The sequence below is a fragment of the Methylobacterium sp. 13MFTsu3.1M2 genome, from assembly GCF_900112625.1.
GTDB lineage: Bacteria > Pseudomonadota > Alphaproteobacteria > Rhizobiales > Beijerinckiaceae > Methylobacterium.
The window spans coordinates 55,810-78,962 of sequence record NZ_FOMM01000009.1 but is presented as its reverse complement, the minus strand read 5'-3'; the positions used below and the strand labels follow the sequence as shown (position 1 = coordinate 78,962).

General features: G+C 70.1%; 19 protein-coding genes. 10 read left to right on the top strand and 9 right to left on the bottom strand.

What is annotated here, in order from left to right; all coding sequences use genetic code 11:
• Positions 1–5: 5 nt before the first annotated feature.
• From BM314_RS09830 to BM314_RS09820, 3 genes are all read right to left on the bottom strand, one after another.
• On the bottom strand, positions 6–650 hold the full coding sequence (locus BM314_RS09830; RefSeq protein WP_091978010.1) for an MBL fold metallo-hydrolase: 645 nt from the start codon (positions 648–650) through the stop codon (positions 6–8).
• 89 nt (positions 651–739) lie between these two features.
• Positions 740–1,123, bottom strand: a complete 384-nt coding sequence (locus BM314_RS09825) for a hypothetical protein (RefSeq protein ID WP_091978009.1) — start codon at positions 1,121–1,123, stop codon at positions 740–742.
• Between the two features lie 67 nt (positions 1,124–1,190).
• Positions 1,191–2,858, bottom strand: a complete 1,668-nt coding sequence (locus tag BM314_RS09820) for an alpha-amylase family protein (protein ID WP_091978008.1) — start codon at positions 2,856–2,858, stop codon at positions 1,191–1,193.
• A 156-nt stretch (positions 2,859–3,014) separates the two neighbouring features.
• Between BM314_RS09820 and BM314_RS09815 the strand changes: the two genes are divergently transcribed.
• A complete protein-coding gene (locus BM314_RS09815; RefSeq protein WP_091978007.1) occupies positions 3,015–6,059 on the top strand; it encodes a penicillin-binding protein 1A in 3,045 nt (1,014 codons plus the stop codon).
• Between the two features lie 28 nt (positions 6,060–6,087).
• Entirely contained in the window at positions 6,088–7,149 is a 1,062-nt protein-coding gene (locus BM314_RS09810) for a hypothetical protein (RefSeq protein WP_091978006.1), read from the top strand.
• Between the two features lie 15 nt (positions 7,150–7,164).
• On the opposite strand, the gene BM314_RS09805 is transcribed toward BM314_RS09810, so the two are convergent.
• A complete protein-coding gene (locus BM314_RS09805) occupies positions 7,165–7,383 on the bottom strand; it encodes a hypothetical protein (RefSeq protein ID WP_020091673.1) in 219 nt (72 codons plus the stop codon).
• Positions 7,384–7,651: 268 nt separating this feature from the next.
• Here BM314_RS09805 and BM314_RS09800 point away from each other — a divergent pair, with 268 nt between their 5' ends.
• Both BM314_RS09800 and BM314_RS09795 read left to right on the top strand, forming a co-directional pair.
• Entirely contained in the window at positions 7,652–7,900 is a 249-nt protein-coding gene (locus BM314_RS09800) for a hypothetical protein (RefSeq protein ID WP_012317333.1), read from the top strand.
• A gap of 175 nt (positions 7,901–8,075) precedes the next feature.
• Complete coding sequence (locus BM314_RS09795; RefSeq protein WP_091978005.1) at positions 8,076–8,714, top strand: hypothetical protein; 639 nt, start codon at positions 8,076–8,078, stop codon at positions 8,712–8,714.
• Positions 8,715–8,729: 15 nt separating this feature from the next.
• Here the strand turns inward: BM314_RS09795 and BM314_RS09790 are convergent, their stop codons facing one another.
• The gene (locus BM314_RS09790; protein WP_170868082.1) at positions 8,730–9,308 is read right to left on the bottom strand and encodes a polysaccharide biosynthesis/export family protein; all 579 of its coding nucleotides are present in this window, start codon (positions 9,306–9,308) and stop codon (positions 8,730–8,732) included.
• A 189-nt stretch (positions 9,309–9,497) separates the two neighbouring features.
• Between BM314_RS09790 and BM314_RS09785 the strand changes: the two genes are divergently transcribed.
• Entirely contained in the window at positions 9,498–11,717 is a 2,220-nt protein-coding gene (locus tag BM314_RS09785; RefSeq protein WP_091978003.1) for a GumC family protein, read from the top strand.
• A gap of 12 nt (positions 11,718–11,729) precedes the next feature.
• On the opposite strand, the gene BM314_RS09780 is transcribed toward BM314_RS09785, so the two are convergent.
• On the bottom strand, positions 11,730–12,881 hold the full coding sequence (locus tag BM314_RS09780) for a GNAT family N-acetyltransferase (protein ID WP_244539904.1): 1,152 nt from the start codon (positions 12,879–12,881) through the stop codon (positions 11,730–11,732).
• Positions 12,882–13,154: 273 nt separating this feature from the next.
• On the opposite strand from BM314_RS09780, the gene BM314_RS09775 reads away from it, so the two are divergent.
• A complete protein-coding gene (locus tag BM314_RS09775) occupies positions 13,155–14,216 on the top strand; it encodes a polysaccharide deacetylase family protein (protein ID WP_091978001.1) in 1,062 nt (353 codons plus the stop codon).
• 25 nt (positions 14,217–14,241) lie between these two features.
• Here BM314_RS09775 and BM314_RS09770 read toward each other — a convergent pair whose 3' ends face one another.
• Positions 14,242–14,898 carry a DUF2155 domain-containing protein gene (locus BM314_RS09770; protein WP_056521486.1) on the bottom strand — a complete coding sequence of 219 codons (657 nt, stop codon included), beginning with the start codon at positions 14,896–14,898 and terminating at the stop codon, positions 14,242–14,244.
• Positions 14,899–15,026: 128 nt separating this feature from the next.
• On the bottom strand, positions 15,027–15,443 hold the full coding sequence (locus tag BM314_RS09765; RefSeq protein ID WP_170868078.1) for an NADH:ubiquinone oxidoreductase subunit NDUFA12: 417 nt from the start codon (positions 15,441–15,443) through the stop codon (positions 15,027–15,029).
• A gap of 514 nt (positions 15,444–15,957) precedes the next feature.
• Here BM314_RS09765 and BM314_RS09760 point away from each other — a divergent pair.
• On the top strand, positions 15,958–19,689 hold the full coding sequence (locus BM314_RS09760; protein ID WP_091978000.1) for a vitamin B12-dependent ribonucleotide reductase: 3,732 nt from the start codon (positions 15,958–15,960) through the stop codon (positions 19,687–19,689).
• A 232-nt stretch (positions 19,690–19,921) separates the two neighbouring features.
• Entirely contained in the window at positions 19,922–20,881 is a 960-nt protein-coding gene (locus BM314_RS09755) for an SDR family NAD(P)-dependent oxidoreductase (RefSeq protein WP_244539903.1), read from the top strand.
• A gap of 63 nt (positions 20,882–20,944) precedes the next feature.
• Here BM314_RS09755 and BM314_RS09750 read toward each other — a convergent pair whose 3' ends face one another.
• Positions 20,945–21,340: a tautomerase family protein gene (locus BM314_RS09750; RefSeq protein ID WP_091678768.1), complete on the bottom strand. Its 396-nt coding sequence runs from the start codon at positions 21,338–21,340 to the stop codon at positions 20,945–20,947.
• 117 nt (positions 21,341–21,457) lie between these two features.
• Between BM314_RS09750 and BM314_RS09745 the strand changes: the two genes are divergently transcribed.
• Positions 21,458–22,342: a LysR substrate-binding domain-containing protein gene (locus BM314_RS09745; RefSeq protein ID WP_091924529.1), complete on the top strand. Its 885-nt coding sequence runs from the start codon at positions 21,458–21,460 to the stop codon at positions 22,340–22,342.
• A 362-nt stretch (positions 22,343–22,704) separates the two neighbouring features.
• On the top strand, positions 22,705–23,094 hold the full coding sequence (locus BM314_RS09740) for a tautomerase family protein (protein WP_020091661.1): 390 nt from the start codon (positions 22,705–22,707) through the stop codon (positions 23,092–23,094).
• Positions 23,095–23,153 lie beyond the last annotated feature (59 nt).

Below are 23,153 nucleotides of genomic sequence, written 5' to 3'. Positions count from 1 at the left end.
GCGCGTCAATCCTGGAGGAAGGGGTTGGACACGCGCTCCGCGCCGAGAGTGCTGGTCGGTCCGTGGCCGGGGATGAAGGCGACGTCGTCGCCCAGCGGCAGGACCTTGTCCTTGATGGCGCGAATGAGCTGCTCGTGGTTGCCGCCGGGCAGGTCGGTGCGGCCGACCGAGCCCTTGAACACCACGTCGCCGACGAGGGCGAAGCGCGCGTCCCGGCTCACGAACACGACGCTGCCGGGCGAGTGGCCGGGGCAGTGGAGGATGTCGAAGCCGAGCCCGCCGACCGTCACGGCGTCGCCCTCGTCGAGCCACCGGTCGGGCGTGACCGGCCGGGCGGCGCCGAGGCCGTAATTGGACGCCGTCTCGGGGAGGGAATCGAGCAGAAACTTGTCGGCTTGGTGCGGGCCCTCGATCGGCACGCCGAGGCGCTCGCGCAGCTCGTCGGCGCCGGCGGCGTGGTCTACGTGTCCGTGGGTCAGCAGGATCTTCTCGACGGTGACGCCCTGCTCGCGGATCGCCGCCTCGATCCGGTCGAGGTCGCCGCCGGGATCGACGACGGCGCCGACCTTGGTGGCGTCATCCCAGATCAGGGTGCAATTCTGCTGGAAGGGCGTGACCGGGATGATCCCGGCGCGTGGCGTACCTGGCATGTCGTCCCGCGTGTTGGTGGCGCCGCTCCGGACGCCCTCCGCCCCAGTTTAGCGTAGAACGCCGGTGGGCGGCACCCTGCGCGGCACGCTCAGGCCGCGTCGCCCCTGGGGCGGCGCAGGCTGTCGTGAAGCGCCAGCATCTCGGCCATGCCGAGCGCCCGCGAGCTCCAGCGGGTCTCCGCGGCGTTGACCTGCGTGAACCGGTCGTGGGACCGCCCGCCATAGGCGCCGAACAGGGCTCTGCCCGCCTCGACGGCACCGTCGCCGGGCGCCGTCTCGTCCGGCCGGTCGATCCTGTAGGACGGCGTCGGGGAACGGCCGGTCACGCCGATCCGCACCCAGGCGTCGCCGTGATGTTTCTGGCACATCCGCATGGTGCTCAGGACCTGGCGCAGGTAGGCCTCGCCGTCGGCGAGATCCGGCAGGACGTCGGCGATCGTCGCGTCCGGGGGATGATGCTTCGTCCGGGCCATGTCCCACCTCGCTCCGGCCTGTCCTACCGTGTCGGCCGGCCGAGGGCGAGCCGGGCTCCGGTGTTCCTCACGTCGGCCGCCGCTTCAGCAGCGCGTCGAGCCCGCCGACGCGGAACCAGTGGTAGCCGTATCCCTCCAGGAACAGGCAGTGGCGGCCGTCGTCCTTGACCTCGCTGCGGGCGCCGGTGAGCAGGTCGACGAGGATGTCGTGCTCGCGATCCTCGGATCCCGACGCCATCGCGACCTCGACGGGCTCCGGCGCGAGATTGTGGACGCACAGGATGGCATTGCCGCGCCACGCGTAGCGCAGCGCCAGGACCGACGGGCGCCCGGTCTCCATCGCGACGACGTCGCCCCAACCGATCTCCGGCGCCTCCTTGCGCTGCCGGATCATGCTCTGCATCCAGTTGAGCAGCGAGCCCTCCTCGTGGCGCTGGTCGGCGACGTTCACGTGCGCGTAGCCGTAGGGGCCGTGGTCGATCAGCGGCAGCACGGTGCGCTCGGCCGTCGAGAATCCGCCCTGGTGCTCGCTCGTCCACTGCATCGGCGTGCGGGCGCAGTCGCGCTCCGGCAGAGCCAGCTCGTCGCCCATGCCGATCTCGTCGCCGTAGCGCAGCACCGGCGTTCCCGGGAGGGTGAACATCAGCGAGTAGGCGAGGCGGATCCGGCGGGGATCGCCGGCCAGCATCGGCGCGAAGCGGCGGCGGATGCCGCGGTCGTAGAGCTGCATCCCCTTCTCGGGTCCGAAGGCGTCGAACACGCTCTGGCGCTGCTTGTCGGTGAGGCGTCCCAGATCGAGCTCGTCGTGGTTCCGCAGGAAGATGCCCCACTGGCAGGAGAGCGGGCGCGGCTTCGTCCGCTCGATCGCCTTGACGAGGGGCCGCGCATCGTGGGCCGCCAGGGCGTAGAAGGTCGCCTGATTGACCTGGAAGTTGAACATCATGTGCATGCGGTCGGCGTCGTCGCCGAAATAGTCGAGGTCCTGCTTCGGCAGGATGTTGGCCTCGGCCAGGATGATCGCGTCGCCCTGGCGCCACTGCAGGAACTCGCGCAAGTCGCGCAGCATCTCGAACTGCTCGCGGGGCTTGCCGCCGACATCGGCGCCCTTCTCGGCGATGACGAACGGCACCGCGTCCATGCGGAAGCCGGAGACGCCGAGCTGGATCCAGAAGCCCATGATCTTCAGGATCTCGGCCAGCACCTCCGGATTGGCGGTGTTGAGATCCGGCTGGAAGTTGAAGAAGCGGTGGAAGTACCAGGCCTTGGCCTTCGCGTCGTAGGTCCAGGTGGTTTCCTGAACGCCCGGGAAGACCATGCCCTCGTCGGCGGATGCGGGGCGCTCCTTCGACCAGACGTACCAGTCGCGGTAGGGCGATTTGGGGTCGGACCGGGCCGACTGGAACCACGGATGCTGGTCCGAGGTGTGGTTGACGACGAGGTCGATGAGGACGCGCAGGCCCCGCTGCTTGGCGGCGTGCGTGAAGGCGACGAAGTCCCCGAGCGAGCCGTAATCCGGATCGACGCCGTAATAGTCGGCGATGTCGTAGCCGCCGTCCTTCTTGGGCGAGGGCTGGAACGGCATCAGCCAGACCGCGGTCGCGCCGAGGCCCTGGATGTAGTCCAGTCGGCGTTCAAGCCCGGCGAAGTCGCCGATGCCATCGCCGTTGGCGTCCATGAACGTGCCGACGGACAAGCAGTAGATGATCGCGTTCTTATACCAGAGGTCGTTGATCATGGGCCCCCCGGCATCGTCGCGCCTCACGAACGTGGGAGCCGGCCAAAGCGTTGCCGTGCGGCGTCTCCTTAAATCAGCCGCGTTGTGCACGCCCTGTTCAGGCGCGCTCCCGAAAGGTCCGCGCTCGCCCCGTCGCGTCCCCCGAACCCGGCCCGTATGAACGCCATCCTGATCAAGCTGTTCGCGACCGCCCTGACGCTCAGCCAGGTCACGACACGGCCGGACGCGGTCCGGACGCAGTTCGATCCCGCGACGGACGGCCCGGAGGTGGTGCGCCTGCTGCGCGACGGCTGCGCCCACATGCGCAAGGCCTTCGACATCGAGGACATCAATCTCGACGAGCTGATCACCACCGCGATGGAAGATCCGTCCACGGTCGCCGGTCCGGCCGCGCCGAAGATCCTGCACGGTCTCGACCTGACCGAGCTGAACACGAGCTACAAGCAGTTCTGCAAGGGCGAGAACCCGGCGAACTCGCCCTTCGACGCGAAGGCGGTGATCGAGTTCTACGACAACGCCACCAAGGATCTGCCCAGCGCCGAGGCCCTGCGCGACAAGGCCCTGCCGGGGATGACCCGGATCCTCGACGGCGCCGGCAAGCCTTTCGCCGAGGCGTCGGAGCCGAACGGCCGCCGCATCGTGGTGCCGATCACGGCGGTCCCGAACCTGGTCCAGAAGGCCTTCATCGCCGCCGAGGACAAGCGCTTCGAGACCCATCACGGCATCGACGAGCGCGGGGTGATCCGCGCTTTCATCGCCAACCTCGCCTCGCCGGGGCGGCCGGCGGGCGGCTCGACCATCACCCAGCAGGTGGTCAAGAACCTCTCGGTCGGCGACGACGTCACCTACGAGCGCAAGATCCGCGAGATGATCGTCGCGTCGCGGCTGGAGCGCATCCTGACGAAGCCGCAGATCCTGGGGCTCTACCTCAACGGCATCTATCTCGGCCGCGGCGCCTACGGCATCGAGATGGCCGCGCAGAGCTATTTCGGGAAGCCGGTGGGGCAGCTGACCCTGCCGGAAGCGGCGCTCCTCGCCGGCATGCCCAAGGGGCCGAACTTCTACAGCCCGGACAAGTACCCCGACCGCGCGCGGGAGCGGCGCGCCTACGTGCTCGCCCGCCTCAAGGAAGAGGGGACGATCACCGAGGCCGAGATGAGCGCGGCGATCAAGTCCGATCTCGGTCTGAAGCCGATCGAGACCGCGCGGCGCGATTCCGGCTTCTACGTCGTGGATTTCCTCAATCGCGAGGCCCGCACCTTCGCGGGCGTCGATTCGCTGACCTCCGGCTCGCTGACCGTGCGATCGACCATCAATGCCGACCTTCAGCGCGGCGTCGAGGACGCCCTTCAGGACGGGCTCGCCAATTACGAGCGCGCCACCGGCCGTCAGGCCTTTACGGGGCCGGAACTCAACCTCGCCGACAGCGTCCGGCGGATCCAGGCGGCGACGCCGGCACCGGAGGGCTCCGCCTCGGCCGCGCCCGCCGTCACCGGCGCGCGGCCGGAGGCCGCGAAATCCGATGCCAGGCCGGAGACCGGGCCGGCGGCTAAGCCGCGCCGCGGCGAGAGGGTCGCGGCCGTGCCGCAGAAGAAGCCGGCGTGGCTCCTGGCACTCGAGAGCGCCCGCCCGGTCCTCTACGACGTTCACTGGCCGATGGCCGTGGTGCTGGAGACCGGCCGCGGCGGCGTGAAGGTGGGCCTCGCCGACGGCCGCACCGCCTCCCTCGACCCCGGCATCGCCCGCGGCAAGCTGCAGCCCTACGACGTGATCCGCGTGAAGGTCAGCGCCGGCAAGGGCGGCCCGCGCGCGCAGCTCCGCGTCCGGCCGACTGTCCAGGGCGCGGCCCTGGTATTGGAGAACCAGACCGGCCGGATCCTCGCGATGGCCGGCGGCTTCTCCTACCCGCTGAGCCAGCTCAACCGGGTCACCCAGACGGTGCGCCAGCCCGGCTCGACGCTGAAGCCGCTGACCTACCTCGCCGCGCTCAATGCCGGCCTGCAGCCGAACACCCTGGTGATGGATTCCGCCGTGACCCTGCCGCCGATCGGCGGGGCCGGCGATTCCTGGTCGCCGAAGAATTACGAGGGCGGCGGCTCGGGGCCGACGACCCTGCGGCGCGGCCTGGAATTCTCCAAGAACCTCGTCACCGCTCGGCTCCTCCAGGGCGGGATCGCCCCGAAGGCGCCGGCGAGCCTGAAGCGGGTCTGCGACATCGCTCTCGAGGCGCAGATCTACGCCGAGTGTGAGCCCTACTACCCCTTCGTCCTCGGCGCGCAGCCGGTGCGGATGCTCGACCTCGCGGGCTTCTACGCGGCGGTGGCCAACGAGGGCGCCCGCCCGGCCCCCTACGCGCTCGAATCGGTCGAACGGGACGGCAAGCCGCTCTACACGCACGCCGCCAAGGAGCCGGTGCGGATCGCCTCGGCGGACCGCGTCGCCTTCTACCAGCTGAAGACCATGCTGCAGGGCGTGACGCAGCACGGCACGGCCGCGGCGCTCGCGAAGGTCTCGGCCTACGTCGCGGGCAAGACCGGCACCTCGGAGAACGAGAACGACGCGTGGTTCGCCGGACTGACCAACGAGATCAGCGTGGTGGTCTGGGTCGGCTACGACAACGCCGACGGCACCCGCAAGACGCTCGGCCGCGGCCAGACCGGCGGCCACGTCTCGGTGCCGATCGCCTCGGCGATCCTGCAGGCGGCCTGGGCGAACGGTGTCGCCAAGACGCCGCTGCGGGGCCCCTCCCCCGAGGCGCGCCCGTTCATCGCCGACCTGCCGGTCGACCCGCGCAGCGGCGTGCGGATCGCCGGCGGCGGATTCCTCGAGCATTTCCGCACCAGCGGCGACGGGCGCATGGCGGACACTCAGTACCGCCTCGTGCCGCGCGAGACGCTCTACGCCATGCGGCCGGACGCGCAGGACGGCGACCTCGCCGGCGACGACGGCGCGAGCGTCGCGGGCGACTACTACGGCAACATGACCGGCGAGCGGCCGCGATCCGACTTCCTCGACCCGTTCGGCGAGCGTCCCGCGCCGCGCAGCCGCCGCGCGCAGGGCGACGTGGATCTCTACGGTCAGGATCCCTACAAGCCCTGGCCGGGCCAGACGAATCGGTCGCCCTTCGGCGGGGACGACGACGCGCGCCGCCCGCGCCGCCGCGATCCCGACTACCTGTTCGGCGAAGACCCCGGTTACTGACAGCCCTCCCCGACAGACGAGAATCCCGTTGCGCCAGCAGCTTCCCGCGGCCCTGGCGGCCGCCCTCACGGCCGCGCTCCCGGCCCTTCCGGCACGCGCCCAGACGCCCGCCGCCAACACCGCCCCGGCACCGGGGCCCGAGCGGATCAAGGAGGTGCCCTCGGTCACGGCCGTCGATCCGGCCGCGATCAAGCCGGGCCAGATCCTGTTCACCGACCATCGCGACAACCCGTCGGCGCCGGAGAACGGCCTGATCCCGTACCTCGACTGGCTGAAGGCGCGGCCGGCCGAGGCGGCGGCGCTCGCCCCGTATCCCGGCTACAAGGAGCCGGACTACACGGTCACGGTGAACGGCGTGACCAAGCCGCGGCACGAGACCCTGAAGGTTTACGTCGCCGAGGGGCGCTTCGTCGTCCCGCGGCCGCCCGAGGCGATTGACCTACAGGCCTTCGCCAACCTCGCCTTCGTCCAGAAGATGGATCCGGCGATCAAGCACCGCACCCTGGCGGTCGCCGACGTGACGCCCAACAAGGATCCGGCCGCCGCCTTCGCCAAGCGTCCCGACCGTCCGTGGTGCGAGGGCGCCGGCGCCTGCATCGAGTCGCGCTACGACCTTGAGGGCAAGCTGCCGCTCGGCGTGAAGCTCGCCAACAAGCTCGAGGAAGGCTCGACCAAGAAGATCGCCGAGTTCGTCTCGTTCCAGAGCGAGCTGCGGGTGCTCGGGCCGGACCAGGGCGACCGGCTCAAGGCGCTGACCAAGATCGATACCCCCGTCACCGGCGGCCTCGAGCAGACGATCTTCTGGGTCAACCAGATCCTGCGCTTCGGCAAGTTCCTGGCCGTGTTCCAGCCGATGCCGAACGACCCGACCAAGACGGTGGTCACCACCTACATGGCGCTGGCGATCAAGGGCGACGTCCTCGACCGCAAGGCCGAGTACGCCCGCGTGCCGGTACTCAAGAATCTGCTGCCCGCGCAGGTGCTGATGGGCAATTCCAGCTTCAACACCGGCAACTCGATCAGCGCCGGCCTGCCGGTCTACGCCCGCAACCGGATCGCCACCTTCGCGGACGCGCTCACCAAGCGGTGACGCGCCGCGCGCGCCTCACATCCCGCGGTTGCCGATCGTCGGCAGCGTCGGCTGGGTGTAGGCGCGGTTCACGTCGCGGCGGGTCTGGGTGCCGTTGGTGTTGCCCGAGGCCCGGTAGTTGTCGAGGTTGAAGGTCTCGGCGAGGCCGCTGCGGGAATCCGGGCCGTCGCTGGTGCTGCAGGCGCAGAGGCCGCCGAGCGTCAGCGCGGAGAGGGCGAGAAGGGTCAAGCGCATCGCGTATCCTGAAAGCGGGCCGTGACCGGCCCGCGACCGGCCACGGCCGGAGCGGCCCTCACGGGACGTCTCGCGGCATGGTCAGCGCGGAGGCGCCTCCGTCAAGGTCGCGCGCAAGATGTAAATCCGTTCTGCCGCCTCCGATGCGCGCCGGCCACGGAAAATCCACCACAGACCGGGATTGCGGCGGATAGGGCCGGCCAATCGTGTTGAGTTCGGCCCCCTCCCCCTGGCGAATCCCGGTCGTTTCGGGCGACAACCCTCCGCGATGAGCAACGTCTTGCCCTTCCGTCCGCGCCCGACCGTCACCCGCCTCGCTCGCTGCGAAGTTGTGACCGTGGCCGGTGATCTCCTCGCCCTGCTGGAGCAGCTCGAGGATGTGAGCGCCCGCGCCGCCGCGATGGGGCGTCCGGCGATCGAGGTCGAGCGCACCGTCCAGCACCTCCTGGACGCCGTGAGCGCCGTGGAGCGCGCCCTCGACTGCATCGGCGAGGGTGAGCAGTCGGCGCCGGGCTAGACCGCGTCCCTACGCGCTCGGGCGCGCCGGGATCCTGTCCGCGGTGACGTTGAATCCGCGCTGGCGGGTCGCCGCACGGCATTCCTAAGCAGACTCTAAATCATCCGGAACCCTCCAGTACGCCTTGCGGTTGAGGGTCGGATGCTCACGTCGGGCGTCGCTTCCGGAGGGTGCTATGAGGCTTCGCACGAGCAGCTTGCTGGCCGTCATGGCGGCCGGCGGTCTCCTCGCCGGGACGGCGATGCGCGCCCAGGCCGCGGAGGTCGGATTCCTCGAGATGCTGTTCGGCGCCCGGCCGGCCCCGCAGCAGGCCCAGCCGGCTCCTACCCCGGGCCCCGCCTTCGACGGCCGCGCCTTCGGCCGCCACGCGACCCCGCGGCTTGGGGCGGCGCGCCGCCGCTTCCAGACTCGCTACGCGGCGCTCCCGCTCAAGATCCGCGTCAAGGAGCGGGAGATCAGCGAGCGCCAGACCCCCATCGACATGAAGGGCGGCGCGACGGCGGCGCTGCTCAAGGACGAGACGCTGCGGCCGGGCGACATCGTGGTGCTGAATTCCGGCGCCCGGGTGTTCACCGGGAATCCCGACAAGCGCCACGCGATCCGGGATTTCGAGCCGGTTCAGAACTCGCGCTTCGTGAGCCGGGGCACGCGGAAGGTCCTGGCCGGGCTGTTCACGCCGGTCGGCGCCGTGCCCGCGCAGGAGGCGCGGCGGATGATGGCCCGCGCCCGGCAGCCGATGCCCGAGGTGGCGACGCCGATCCCCGCGCAGAAGACCGCCATGCGGGTGATCAACCCGTGGCAGGGCGGGCAGTGACCGGCGCCGCGCCGCTCAGAAGAAGCGTTCCTTGATGACGATCGTGTCTCCCGGCCGGACCGCGTAGGTCATCGGCACGATCCCGGAGATCAGCGAGCCACCGGCGTCGCGGGTCAGGACGGCGTAATCGCGCGCTGCCCGGGGGCCGAAACCGGCCGCGATCGCCACCGCCGTCTCCACGGTCATGCCGTTGACGAACGGGTACTGACCGGAGGTGGTGACTTCGCCGAGGATGTAGAACGGTCGGTAGGCGTCCACCTCCACGGTGACGTGCGGCTCGCGCACGTATCCGGAGGCCAGCTTGGCCTCGATCGCCTTGGCCGCCTGCGCGGTCGTCTGGCCGCCCACCTGCACGGTCCCGATCAGCGGCATGGCGATGCGCCCCGCGCCGTCGACCGCGTATATGTTGGACAGGTTGTCCTGGCCGAACACGATCACCCGCAGCTTGTCGCCCGCCGCCAGCGTGTACCGCGCGGCGATCGAGCCGGCGCCGGTGGCATCGAGCTGGTCGGTGCGGAAGCTCGGCCGCAGGCAGCCGCCGAGCGCCAGAGTCGAGCCGAGTGCGAGGAGCAGAGCGCGCCGGTTCATCACCATCGCCGTCATGGATGCAGTTGCGGGGTGATGTAGGCCGTTAAGGTTAATGAAACTTGATCACCGCGCGACGGAGGCGGCGCCGTCACCGGTCCGCGCGGCCCTTAACTCTTGAGCAACCTTAACATCCACTAATGGCCGCGGGACGGCAGTAATGCCCGCCCGGCCTGTCTCCGCGTTCAGAGCGTCCGCATGTCCACGATCCGTCAACGCTCGACCTACGCCGTGCCCGGATCCCAGCCGCGCGCCGAGGAAGGCCTCGGCCTCGCGCAGCTGCCGCGGATCCTGCGGCGCTCGATCGGCTGGATCGTCGGGCCGACCCTGGTGGTCGCCCTGGGCGCGAGCGTCTTCGTCAACGTGGTCAGCCCCCGCTACACCGGCGAGGCGAAGGTGCTCCTCGAGAGCCGCGACCCGGCCTTCGCCCGCACCGCGCAGGAGCGCGGCGACCAGCTCGCGCCGATCGACGAGCAGGCGGTGGCGAGCCAGGTGCAGGTCGTGACGTCCCGCGATCTCGCCCGCGAGGCGATCCGCCGGCTCAAGCTCGTCGGCAACGCCGAGTTCGATCCCGGCGCGGGCAGCATCGGCGCCGTGCAGCGCGTGCTGATGATGCTCGGCATCGGTCCCAATCCCCTGGACCGCCCCGCCGAGGACCGGGTCCTCGACGCCTACTTCGACCACCTCCTGGTCTTCCCTGCCGGCAAGTCGCGCATCCTGACGATCGAGTTCCGCGCGAAGGACCCGAAGCTCGCGGCCGAGGCCGCCAACACCATCGCCAAGCTCTACATCGGATCGCTGGAGGCCGATAAGGTCGACACCGCCCGCTACGCCTCCACCTGGCTCGGCGGCAACATCGACGGGCTGCGCAAGCGCGTCGCCGAGGCGGAGGCCAAGGTCGAGGCGTTCCGCGCCAAGAACGGCCTCGTGGGCAGCACCGGCCTGGCCGGGCGGCCGCTCAACGCCCAGCAGCTCGGCGAGCTGTCGAGCCAGCTCTCCGCGGCGCGGAGCCTGAAGGCCGACCTCGACGGCAAGGTGAAGGCCATCAAGGACCTGATCAAGGACGGGCGCGCCTTCGAGATTCCCGACGTCGCGAACAATGAGGTCATCCGCCGGATCGTCGAGAACCGGATCTCCGTGCGCGCCCAGCTCGCCCTCGAGTCGCGGACCCTCCTGCCGGCTCACCCGCGGATCAAGGAGCTGCACGCCCAGCTCGAGGATCTCGACGCCCAGATCAAGGCCTCCGCCGAGCGCGTCGTGCGCACAATGGAGAACGACGCCAAGATCGCGGGCGCCCGGGTCGAGAGCCTCCAGGCCGCCGTCGACGGCCAGCAGGACGTAGTCGTCCGCGGCAACGCCAGCGAGATCCAGCTCCGCGCGCTGGAGCGCGAGGCCAAGGCGCAGCGCGAGCAGCTCGAATCCTATCTCGGCCGCTACCGCGAGGCGGCGGCGCGCGACGGCGAGGCCGCGACCCCCGCTGACGCGCGCATCGTGTCCCGCGCGGTGACGCCCGAGGTTCCGTCCTTCCCGAAGAAGCTGCCGATCGTCGCTTTCGCGACGCTGCTGACGCTGATGCTCTCGGTCGGCGGGGTCATCGCCAGCGCGCTGCTGGCCGAGTCCGGCCGCGCCGCCGGCGACCGCGACGGCGATCCGGCAGACGATCGGCGGCGCCGCGAGCCGGTGCTGGATCGGCCATCCTTCACCTTCCCGGAGGCGACGCCGGCCGCCCGCTGGTCCGAGGCGTCGGGCGCGGCTGCCGCCGCGTCGGCGGCGCCCGCCGCGGCCACGGCGCTCCGCTCCCCCGACACGTTCGATCTCGCGCCGCTCGTCGCGCGCATCGCGGCGGCGCCCCGCGCACCGGAGGCGCAGGCGGGTCGCCAAGTCCTGATCGTCGAGACCGAAGCCCGTCGCGGCGTCCCGACGCTGCCCGAGGCCCTGACCCGCGCCCTCGGTCGCGAGGGGAGCCTCGTCGCCGTCGACCTGAACCTGCCGAACGACGGCATGGCGCGGCTCGGCTTCGCCGACCTCATCGCCGGCGAGGCCGCGTTCCTCGACGTGATCCAGGCACGCCGGGACGGCGGCCAGCATCGGATCGAGGCGGGGCTGCTGGAGTCGACCGTCCTGTTCGACGAGCCCGATGCCCTGGCCCTGACCTTCGAGGCCATGGCCGAGGCCTACGACTGGGTGGTCTTCCGGCTCCACGCCGCGCCGGGGGCCGTCGACCTCCTCGAGCTCGTGGCCGGCTTCATGGACAGCGTCGTCATCGCGTCGAACGCCGATGCCGAGGATCCGGCGCTGGCCGACCTCTACGCCCTCGCCGAGGAGGCCGGCGCGGGGCAGATCCTGGTCGCGCAGGATCGCCTGGCCGCGTCCGATGTCGAGGAGGCGCGGGCGGAGCTGCGCCTCAACGCCGCCTAGGCCGCGCGCCGATCAGGACCGGCGCAAGGTGCGGAGCCGCTTGAGGGCGGCGTAGAGGCGCGGGTCGCGCTTGATCCGCCGTTTCGTCCGCGTCAGGCCCCGGCGCAGGGCGCCGTAGGCCCGGCCCCGCAGGGTGACCGGGATGATCGTCTCGACGAGGCTGATCGTCTCGTCGCAGATGCTGGCCTTATAGCGCGCCTCGCCGACGCCGAGATCGAAGCCCTGCCGGCCGCGGGCGGTCTGGTCGCGCACGAGATGCTGCAGGAGAAGGTCGCCGGGACTGTAACGGGCGACCTCGGGGTCGCCGTCGAACGCCGTCATCATGCCGCTGAAGCGTCGGTCGCTGACGGCACCGCCGAAGGTAGCGAGAACGCGGCCGCTCTCGGCGAGACACAGGGCGTACAGCTCCATGGCGGGCTCTGCGCCGGTCGACGCGGCCGTCAGGAAGGACCGGATCGCGGGATCGGCGTAAGGGTCGGCCACGCCCATGCCGGCGAAGCGGGCCGATTTCTGCGCGAAGAACGCCGCCAGCAGGCGCGCCGCCTCGTCGGCGGTCTCGGCGCGGCGGTAGACGATCGCGCCGTGCGCCTCCACGAGGCGCTTCTCCTTGGAGCGCAGCTTCTTGCGGGCGTCCGCGCTGAAAACCCGGCGCACGGTCGCCTCCGGATCCGGCCCGAGCATGAGGCCGTAGCCGTCGCTGGCCTCCGCCTCGCCGGTCGCGGCGAGCGGGTTCGCTGCCCCGTCCCACATCCGGGGCTGGTGCTTGAGCGCGAAGGCGTCGATACCCTCAGCGCGGCCGGCGCGGATCAGCGCCGCGACGATGCTGCCTGGCCCGATGGCCGCCGCGTCGCGGGTGGCGAAGAGCGGCATGTGATAGTTGGCGTGCGTGCCGCCGACCGTGCGCGCGAGGCGCAGCCCGTGCTCCCGGCTCAGGGTGAACGGGACGAGGATGCGCGGCCGTCCGTCGGCATCCCGCAGGACCGCGACGCGCGCGCGCTCGGCCTGTCCCGTCGCCCGCAGGTAGGCGCTGATCCAGTCGAACCGCTGATACGGCGTGCCGAGGCTCGCCGGATCGGCGTCCAGGCGCCGCCACAGCGCCTCCGCGGCGGCCAGATCGGGGTAGATCTCCGCGACGAGCCCCCCGGCGCTGCGCGAATCGACCATGTCCGTTCCCGCTACGTGGACACCGACCGCCATGACCCGATCTCCCGGGGACCGCGCGCGATCCCGTGCCGCGCGCACCCTGACGGCAAGCGGCTGAACAGCCCGTCACACCGATCGATGATGGCGCGATACCGGCGCCGGACGGTCCGTCAAAGAACAGTCGTGGCTAATGATAGCTTGCTTTCGCCGCGGCCACGCATGCTTTCGGCTTTGTTTACCCGGGCGAGCCAAGGCTGTGCCGAGCTGGGCCGCGGGCCCGAACGGTTCAGGGCCATGCTGTCGTCGCGTGCCAAGCATCGGGTCTTCGCGTCCGGGTTCCGCGCGATCCAGGCGCTCGGGGCGGACCGCTGGCTCAGCCCCGCGGCGCGCGGCCTCGGCGTGATCCTCACTTTCCATCACGTCAGCCCCGACCCGGTCCCGGCCTTCGCGCCGAACCGCCTGCTCGGCATCACCCCCGAGTTCCTCGACCTGACCCTGCGCGAGCTCGATGCCCGCGGCTTCGAGATCATCGGTCTCGATTCGGTGCCGGAGCGGTTGGCCGAACCGGATTACGGGCCGCCCTTCGCGGTCCTGAGCTTCGACGACGGCTACCGCGATAACGTCGAGCACGCCCGTCCCGTGCTGGCCCGCCACGGCGCGCCGTGGACCCTGTTCGTCACCAGCGGCTTCGCCGACCAGGCCGGGCGGCTCTGGTGGATCGAGCTCGAGCAGGCGATCGCGCGCCTGGACCGGGTGCGCATCGACATCGGCGCGCGGAGTCTCGACCTTCCGGCGCGCAGCCCGCAGGAGAAGGCGCTGGCCTTCGAAGCCCTGTACCGCGACCTGCGGCGCGGGGACGAGGCGGACCTCCTCGACCGGATCGCGGCCCTCTGCCGGCAGGCCGGCTTCCCGCCCGGGCGCCTCGCCGCCGACCTGTGCCTGTCCTGGGCTGAGCTGCGCGCCCTCGCCGCCGACCCGGCCGTCACCGTCGGCGCCCACACGGTCAGCCATCCGATGCTCGCCAAGCACGCTCCCGCGATCGCGGCGCGCGAGATCGCCGAGGGGCGCGCGCGGATCGAGACGGAACTCGGGCGGCCGGTGCGGCACCTGTCCTACCCGGTCGGGGATCCGACCTCCGCCGGCCCGCGGGAATTCGCCCTGGCGCGGGAGATGGGCTTCGCGACGGCCGTGACCACGCGGCCCGGCCACCTCTTCGCCGAGCACGCCGCGCACCTCCAGGCCCTGCCCCGGGTGTCGGTGAACGGTTGCCACCAGACGCGCGCGGCGCTCGCCGGACTGCTCTCCGGCGTCCCGTTCCTGGCGTGGAATCGCGGGCGACGGCTCAACGTCGCCTGAGGCGACGACCCGCCCGCGGGCGGCGTCAGCGGAACAGCGCGTCGAACAGGTTCTGCGGCTGCTGCTGCGGCGGCGGGGCCGGCGCCGGCCCCTCGTTCGACGGGAAGAACTTTCGCGAGGGCTTCTGGCGGGGCTGCACCGGCACGCCGCGCGGCGCCTCCACGTCCACCTGCCCGTTGGCATTGAGCTGCTGGGCGGTCTTGGTCGCATCCTTGCCGGGGCGCTTCGCCTTCTCGGGCTTGGCCGCCACGGCCGGGACGTCCTCCTGCTCCTTGGCCTCGGCGATCACGTCGCTGCCGCCCTTACAGTCGACCAGCCACACGTCGTAGATCGGGTGCTCGATCGCGTGCAGGCCGGGGCTCGACGCGAACATCCACCCGGTGAAGATCCGGCGATACTTGTTGTCGAGGGTGACCTCGTCGACCTCGAGGAACGCCGTGGTCTTGGCGCTCTCGGTCGGCGGGCGCGTGTAGCAGACCCGCGGGGTGAGCTGCAGGGCGCCGAACTGCACGGTCTCGTCGACCGCCACCTCGAAATTGACGATCCGGCCGGTGATCTTGTCGAGGCCGGAGAACACCGCGGTCGGGTTCTTGATCTTGTCGGCGGCGGCGGGGCCGGCGCAGACGAGGAGCGCGAGGCCGGGGGCGAGCGCGCGGCGTGCGAGGGCGGTGATGCGGCTCAAGGCTCGGACCCCTGGACGAGGGTGACCGGCCGCGCCAACGGGTGCGCGGCGGGCGATCGGGATTGACCCGTCATGAACACCGGAACGGTGGCGGCAAAAGGGCGCCGGCTCCGCGACGGGTCGCGGCTCTACTCGCCCGGTGTCCAGGACACGTAGTCGCCCGTCGCGGCCGGCCGCTGGCCCCAGGAGAGCTGCGAGCCCGCCGGCCGGTACGCGTTCGCGGTGCCGGTCTGGTTCTCGATATGGGGCTTCTGCCACGCCTTCGGCTGGTAGTTCTCCTCGCTCGGCGCGACGTCGACGTTGTGGCAGAGCCAGCCGCGCCAGCCGGGGGGCACCTTCGAGGCGTCGGCGTAGCCGTTGTAGACGACCCAGCGGCGCTCCGAGCCCACCGAGCGGTCGATCAGCGCGCCCTCCGCCTTGTAGTACTTGTTCCCGAACTCGTCCTCGCCGACGAAGATGCCGGTGCGCGCGGTCTGGAGCGCGACGGAGACGGTCTGGCCGTTCCACCACGTGAAGATGCGCAGCAAAGTGTCCTTCAGCGCCATCGCCGGTCCCGGAATCGTGGCGCGCCGCGAGGGCGCTCGTCGGCGCCGTTATGGTGACCGCGCGCGTGTGAGTCCAGCCGCATGACGGAAGTGTCGCCCCGGGGCAACGCTCGGCCCGCGCTTTCGGCCTCCGGTTCCGGCCATCCGCCGGTTCCGCTCCCTAGGGTTGTGAATCTAAAATTTTCCCGATCCGATTCCCGAAAGCCGGAAGGACACTTATCCCGGCCCGGGACGATATCCACAGGCTTTTGCGAGCCGGCACAACATCTAGCGGGGAACAAGGCCGTCGAACACCACTTGTTGACGTGAGAGTGAAGGCGGCGGTAATCTCCCTGCATCGGTCGCGCCCCGCGGAAGTGGTGCGTTGGGCAGGGGCGGCCGTTCCTAATTTTCGTTCGCGGGACCGAGGCACGTCTCTCAGCCGGGCGTGGTCGGCCGCGAATCCCACTATCGGGCTAGACCCCGCGTCGCGCGGGGCCGGGACCCTCGTGTCCCGACGGGAGAGGTGTGTTTCATGCGGTTCGAGCGTCGCTACACCACGGCCGGACAATCGCCCTACGCCGGGATCCCCTTCCGCAAGGCCCTGAGCGAGATCCGCAACCCGGACGGCTCGGTCGTGTTCCGCCTCGACGGCATCGACGTGCCGGAGAGCTGGAGCCAGGTCGCGAGCGACGTTCTCGCGCAGAAATACTTCCGCAAGGCGGGCGTTCCGGCGCGGCTGCGCAAGGTCGAGGAGAACGCGGTCCCCTCCTTCCTCTGGCGCTCGGTGCCGGACGACGCGGCCCTGGCCGAGATCCCCGAGGACGAGCGCTTCGTCTCCGAAGCCTCCGCCACGCAGGTCTTCGACCGGCTCGCCGGCTGCTGGACCTACTGGGGCTGGAAGGGCGGCTACTTCTCGTCGGAGGAGGACGCCTCGGCCTTCATGGACGAGCTGCGCTTCATGCTGGCCCGCCAGATGGTGGCGCCGAACTCGCCGCAATGGTTCAACACCGGCCTGCACTGGGCCTACGGCATCGATGGCCCGAGCCAGGGCCACTACTATTGCGACCCGCAGACCGGCGTGCTGACCAAGTCGGCCTCGGCCTACGAGCACCCGCAGCCGCACGCCTGCTTCATCCAGTCGGTCCAGGACGACCTCGTCAACGACGGCGGCATCATGGACCTGTGGGTGCGCGAGGCGCGCCTGTTCAAGTACGGCTCCGGTACCGGCTCGAACTTCTCGATGCTGCGCTCGGAGAACGAGAAGCTCGGCGGCGGCGGCAAGTCCTCGGGCCTGATGAGCTTCCTGAAGATCGGCGACCGGGCGGCCGGCGCGATCAAGTCGGGCGGCACCACGCGGCGCGCCGCCAAGATGGTGATCGTCGACATCGACCACCCGGATATCGAGGCCTTCATCGACTGGAAGGTGAAGGAGGAGCAGAAGGTCGCCGCCCTGGTGACGGGCTCGAAGGTCGTCTCCAAGCACCTGACCCTGGTGATGAAGGCCTGCACGCAGTGCGAGGCCGAGGGCGATGCCTGCTTCGATCCGGAGCGCAACCCGGCGCTCAAGCGCGAGATCAAGGCCGCCCGCCGCGCCTCCGTGCCGGATTCCTACATCAAGCGCGTCGTGCAGTTCGCCCGCCAGGGCTTCACCAAGATCGAGTTCCCCGTTTACGACACCGACTGGGATTCGGAGGCCTACCTCACGGTCGCCGGCCAGAACTCCAACAACTCGGTCTCGCTGACCGACGACTTCCTGCGCGCCGTCGAGGCGGATGCCGACTGGCAGCTGACCGCCCGCACCACCGGCAAGGTCACCAAGACCCTGAAGGCCCGCGACTTGTGGGAGCGGATCGGCGAGGCCGCCTGGGCCTCCGCGGACCCGGGCCTGCACTTCAACACCACGATGAACGACTGGCACACCTGCCCGGCGGGCGGGCGGATCCGGGCCTCGAACCCGTGCTCCGAGTACATGTTCCTCGACGACACCGCCTGCAATCTCGCCTCGGCGAACCTGCTGACGATGTATGATCGGGACACCAAGCGCTTCGACGTGGAGGCGTTCGAGCACCTCAACCGCCTCTGGACGGTGGTGCTCGAGATCTCCGTGATGATGGCGCAGTTCCCGTCCAAGGAGATTGCGGAACTCTCCTACCGCTACCGGACGCTGGGTCTCGGCTACGCCAATATCGGCGGCCTGCTGATGACCATGGGCCTTCCTTACGATTCCGACGCGGGCCGGGCGCTGGCCGGCGCGCTCACGGCGATCATGACCGGCGTCGCCTACGCCACCTCGGCCGAGATGGCCTCGGAACTCGGCACCTTCCCGGCCTACGACGAGAATGCCGACGCGATGCTGCGGGTTATCCGCAACCATCGCCGGGCCGCCCACGGCGAGGCCGGTGGCTACGAGTTCCTGAACGTCGCGCCGGTCGCCCTCGACCACGCCAACATCCCGCAGGCGGATCTGGGCGACCATGCCCGCGCCGCCTGGGACCGGGCGCTGAAGCTCGGCGAGGAGCACGGCTACCGCAACGCCCAGGCCACCGTGATCGCGCCGACCGGCACGATCGGCCTCGTGATGGATTGCGACACGACCGGCATCGAGCCCGACTTCGCACTGGTGAAGTTCAAGAAGCTCGCCGGCGGCGGCTACTTCAAGATCATCAACCAGGCCGCTCCGGACGCCCTGCGGGCTCTCGGTTACCGCGAATCCGAGATCGCCGAGATCGAGGCCTACGCGGTCGGCCACGGCTCGATGGGTCAGGCGCCGGGCATCAACCCGACGACGCTGCGCGCCAAGGGCTTCACGGACGAGAAGATCGCCGCGGTGGAGAAAGGCCTGAAGTCGGCCTTCGACATCAAGTTCGTGTTCAACCGCTGGACGCTCGGCGACGATTTCCTCACGCAGACCCTCCGGGTCCCCGCCGAGAAGCTGTCGGACCCGACCTTCGAGCTGCTGCCGTTCCTTGGCTTCACCAAGAAGGAGATCGAGGCCGCCAACACCCACATCTGCGGGGCCATGACCCTAGAGGGCGCGCCGGGCCTGAAGCTCGAGCACTACCCGGTCTTCGACTGCGCCAACCCGTGCGGCCGGATCGGCAAGCGCTACCTCTCGGTCGAGAGCCACATCCGCATGATGGCGGCGGCGCAGCCCTTCATCTCGGGGGCGATCTCCAAGACCATCAACATGCCGAACGACGCCACGGTCGAGGATTGCAAGGCGGCCTATCTGCTGTCCTGGCGCCTCGCCCTGAAGGCGAACGCCCTCTACCGCGACGGCTCCAAGCTGTCGCAGCCGCTCAACTCGGCGCTCATCTCGGATGACGAGGACGAGGCCGATGAGGGGATCGAGGCCCTGATCCAGGCCCCGGCCGCCGCCAAGGCCGCCGCAGCCGCGGAGAAGATCGTCGAGCGCGTGATCGAGCGCGTCGAGCGGATCCGCTCCCGCGAGAAGCTGCCGGCCCGCCGGAAGGGCTACACCCAGAAGGCGGTGGTGGGTGGCCACAAGGTCTACCTGCGCACCGGCGAGTACGACGACGGCCGCCTCGGCGAGATCTTCATCGACATGCACAAGGAGGGCGCGACCTTCCGGAGCCTGATGAACAACTTCGCCATCGCGATCTCGCTCGGCCTCCAGTACGGCGTGCCGCTCGAGGAATACGTGGAGGCTTTCACCTTCACGCGGTTCGAGCCGGCCGGCTTCGTGCAGGGCAACGACGCGATCAAGAACGCGACCTCGCTCCTCGACTACGTGTTCCGCGAGCTGGCGGTCTCGTATCTCGGCCGCGCCGACCTCGCCCATGTCAGCCCCGCCGAGATCGGCGGCACGGTGATCGGCGGCGGCGAGAGCGGCGACACGACCCGCGAGGGCCCGAAGCCCGCGCCGGCCTCCTCGGTCGTGTCCCGCGGCCTGCTGCGCGGCTCGGCCGACCGGCTCACCCTGATCCAGGGTGGCCCAGCCGGTGCCAGCCTCGGGGTCGGTGCGGCGAGCGCCGGCCAGTCGGCCCCGGCCGGCGGCACGGTCCACGCCATCCGCGGCAGCGCGGCGCTGAAGGCGGAGCCGGCGGTGGCCGGTCAGGCCGAGACGATCGCCGACACCCTCCCCTTCGCCAAGGCGGAGAGGAGCGTCGCCGACCGGCGGGCCGAGGCGAAGATGAAGGGCTACGTCGGCGAGGCCTGCCCGGAATGCGCGAACTTCACGCTGGTCCGCAACGGCACCTGCCTGAAGTGCGATACCTGCGGTTCGACGACCGGGTGCTCCTGAAACGCCGACGGCTCGTACGATAAAGAAGGCCTAAGTTGCTTGCCGCTTTGAGTTAAACTTGCTGAGGTTTCAGCGAGATATATCTCAAAGTGGCATTCGACCGGGTGCGTCCGAGAGGCGCGCCGATCAGCGGACGATATCCACGCTCGCTGTACCGGTCAGTGATGCGCCGGACATGTCGAGCATGTTCGGGGGAAGCTGCGCTTAGACGGACCAATGGTCCCCGCGCTGCGTGTGTGGCGATATCGAGATCTGTTCGCGATCGGCGTGTAGCGCCTGCGATGGCGCGGATCAGGCTTTTGTCCTGACCGGAGGTTGGAAGGGCGCGCGCGACGACGCGGTCATCGCGGCTGCCAAGCGGCCAGAGGGCGCCTATGTATCGGGCGAGGCAACGCCAGCCATCGAACCGGGCTGGTCTCCACTGAAGTTAGCCGATCCGCGCGCCCGCCGAGACGACGTCGCCATGACCTCATCGACTTCGACCAGCGCGGTCGTGATCGGCGCTTCCGGCGGCATTGGCCGAGCCCTTGTCTCCGGATTGGCCGCGAGCGGAGCCTATGCTCCGATCTTCGCCCTCTCGCGCTCGCAGCCATCGTTCCCGCACGGCATCCGCAGCCACGCGATCGACCTCGTCGACGAGGCGTCGATCGCTGCGGCCGCGGCCGCGGTGGCGGAGGCCGGACCGGTCGGTCTGGTCATCGTCGCGACCGGGATCCTCCATCAGGACGGCGTCGCGCCCGAGAAGGCGCTGAAGGCGCTCGATCCCGGCGCGATGGCCGCCGTGTTCTCCATCAACGCGATCGGCCCCGCCCTCGTCGCCAAGCATTTCGTCCCGCTGCTGGCACGAGAGGGACGCTGCGTGTTCGCAGTCTTGTCGGCACGGGTCGGCTCGATCGAGGATAATCGCTCGGGCGGATGGTACGCCTACCGCGCCTCGAAGGCGGCTCTGAACCAGATCCTGCGGACCCTATCGATCGAGGTGGCCCGCAGCCGCCCGGACGCGATCGTCGCCGGCCTCCATCCGGGCACGGTCGCTTCCAACCTGTCGCGGCCCTTCCGTCCAGATCCGGGCGCCCCCGGCGTCTTTCGACCCGACGAGAGCGCCGCTCATCTTCTGCGCGTGCTCGGCGAGCTCGACGTGACGGACACCGGAAGCGTCTTCGCCTGGGACGGCGCGCGCGTCCCGGCCTAGGGCTCGGAACCGGTCAGCGCGAGGCGGCGGTCCCACCAGGCAGATCGCGTTGCCCCGGACGGATCAGTCCGCGTCGTCCTGGACGTAGGACGCCAGGCCGTTGCCGAAGGACCACTCGTCGCGCGCGTTCGGCGACAGGACGATGAGCACGTCTTCCGGACGAAGACCGGGATCGGCGACGAGGTTGTCGGTGATCGCTCTGTAGAGAGCCTTCTTCTTGGCCGTGTCCCGCCAATTGCCCGCGACGATGTTGATGATTACCACGTCGTCGGTGCGGTGGAGCCCGAGATAGTCGGAATCGTAGATCAGTTCGTCCGACGCGTGCTGATGGATGAGGTGAAAGCGGTCGTCTGCGGGCACGCCGTAGGCGTCGCGCAGGCCGCGATGGATGCCGTCCGAGATGGCTCTGATATGGGCCGGTGACTTGCCCTTGAGGAGCGAGATCCGAACGAGGGGCATGGCTTGCGGTCTCCTGCGACGTCGAGCGGCTGACTGCCTTGACGCTCCCCGTTTACGCCGCCAGGATCGTCCGGAAAATTTGAAACACCTGAATAAAGACTTTCCGGAAATCGAAGCATGGCGACGCGCACCAACCTCGACATGGACGTGCTCCGCACCTTCGTGACCGGGTTCGAGCTCGGCAGTTTCGCCCGCGCGGCCGAGCGACTGGGGCGGTCGCAATCGGCTGTCAGCACGCAGCTCCGGAAGCTGGAGGAACAGGTTGGTCAGCCGCTCGTGCAGAAGGCGGGACGCGGTCTCGCGCTGACCGCCGCCGGTGAGAGCATGCTCGGCTACGCGAAGCGGCTCTTGGAACTCAACGACGAGGCGGTCGACCGGCTGCGCGGACCCGAGCTCGAGGGCTGGGCGCGGCTGGGCCTCGCGCAGGATTTCGCCGAGGGCTGGCTGCCGGCGGTGCTCAAGCGGTTCTCGCGGGCCTATCCGCGTGTGCGTATCGAGGTTCAGGTCGGGCTCGGCGCGCAGCTCGTCGAGAAGACCCTGAAGGGCGAGCTCGACGTCGCGCTGGTCTGGGGGGACGGCAGCGGTGCCCCTCACGCGCACCGGGTCGCCGAAGTGCCGATCCACTGGATCGGCCCCCCGGACTGGCCGGGTCTCGCGGACCCGGTCCGGGAACCCGTCCCGTTCGCGGCCTTCACGCCGCCGTGCACGTTCCGGTCCGCGGCCGTGTCTGCCTTGGACGGTCGCGGCTTGCCCTGGCGGCTCGTCTTCACCAGCCCCAGCCTCTCGGGACTCTGGGCCGCCGCCGAAGGTGGCTTGGGTGTCACCGCGCGCACCGCCGTCGGCCTGCCGAAAACGCTGAGCGTTCTCGATCCGGCCGCGACCGGCCTGCCGCCTCTTCCGAGCGCGTCACTGACACTCCACCAGGCCGAAGCCGAATTGGCGCCGGCCGTCGCGCGGCTCACCGATATTCTTCTCGAGACCATAAGGGAGCACGTCGCGTGAGGGCGCGATGGCCAGTGACGGGCTCTCGGAGCGCCGCAGACGCCCCCGGCCATCGAACATCAGTCCTCTCGGTCTCCGCCCGCGCGCGAACGGTGACCGATCGCCCTGGCCAGGACTTCTCGAGGAGAGACCGCGAGAGGCACCCGACCGCTGTTCGGACCTTGACGTGTCCGCGTCGCGAGGCTCGATCACGGGGCGGCGGAGCCGAGGGGGACGTGGCTCGCGCCAGCGGAGATGAGGCCACATCATTCGGTTTTGCCGAACACAGGGTGGAGAACTTTCAAATTATCCGAACTCTCAAGGTCGCGTAACCCTTCGTCCGTTGGCCGCCGCTGCGGTCGCGAAGCCACGGACCGACGACCATGCCCTTCATCAATGTCAAAGTCGCGGGCACGCCCCTCGCACCCGAGCAGATCACGGCGATCCAGGCGGGCATCACCCGCCTGATGGCCACCGTCCTGCACAAGGTCGCGCCTCTGGTCGGCGTACTGGTCGAGGCGGTGCCTGCCGCGGGATGGAGCGTCGGTGCCGAGCCGATCGCCCGCGCCGCGCAAGTGGATGCCATCATCAGCGCGGACACGAACACGCCCGATGAGAAATCGCGCTTCATTTCTGAAGTAAACCGGCTTCTGAAGACCGTCCTCGGGGCCGAACTGGCGGAGGTGTCTTACATCGTCATCCACGAGGTGCCGAAGGACAGCTGGGGTTACGACGGCCTGACTCAGGCGGAGCGCGGGCGCCGCCGCGCGTAGCTCGCAGCGTTCCGCAGGTGGGGGCGCCGGATCATGTCTCGGCCGACCGGCGCCGCCGG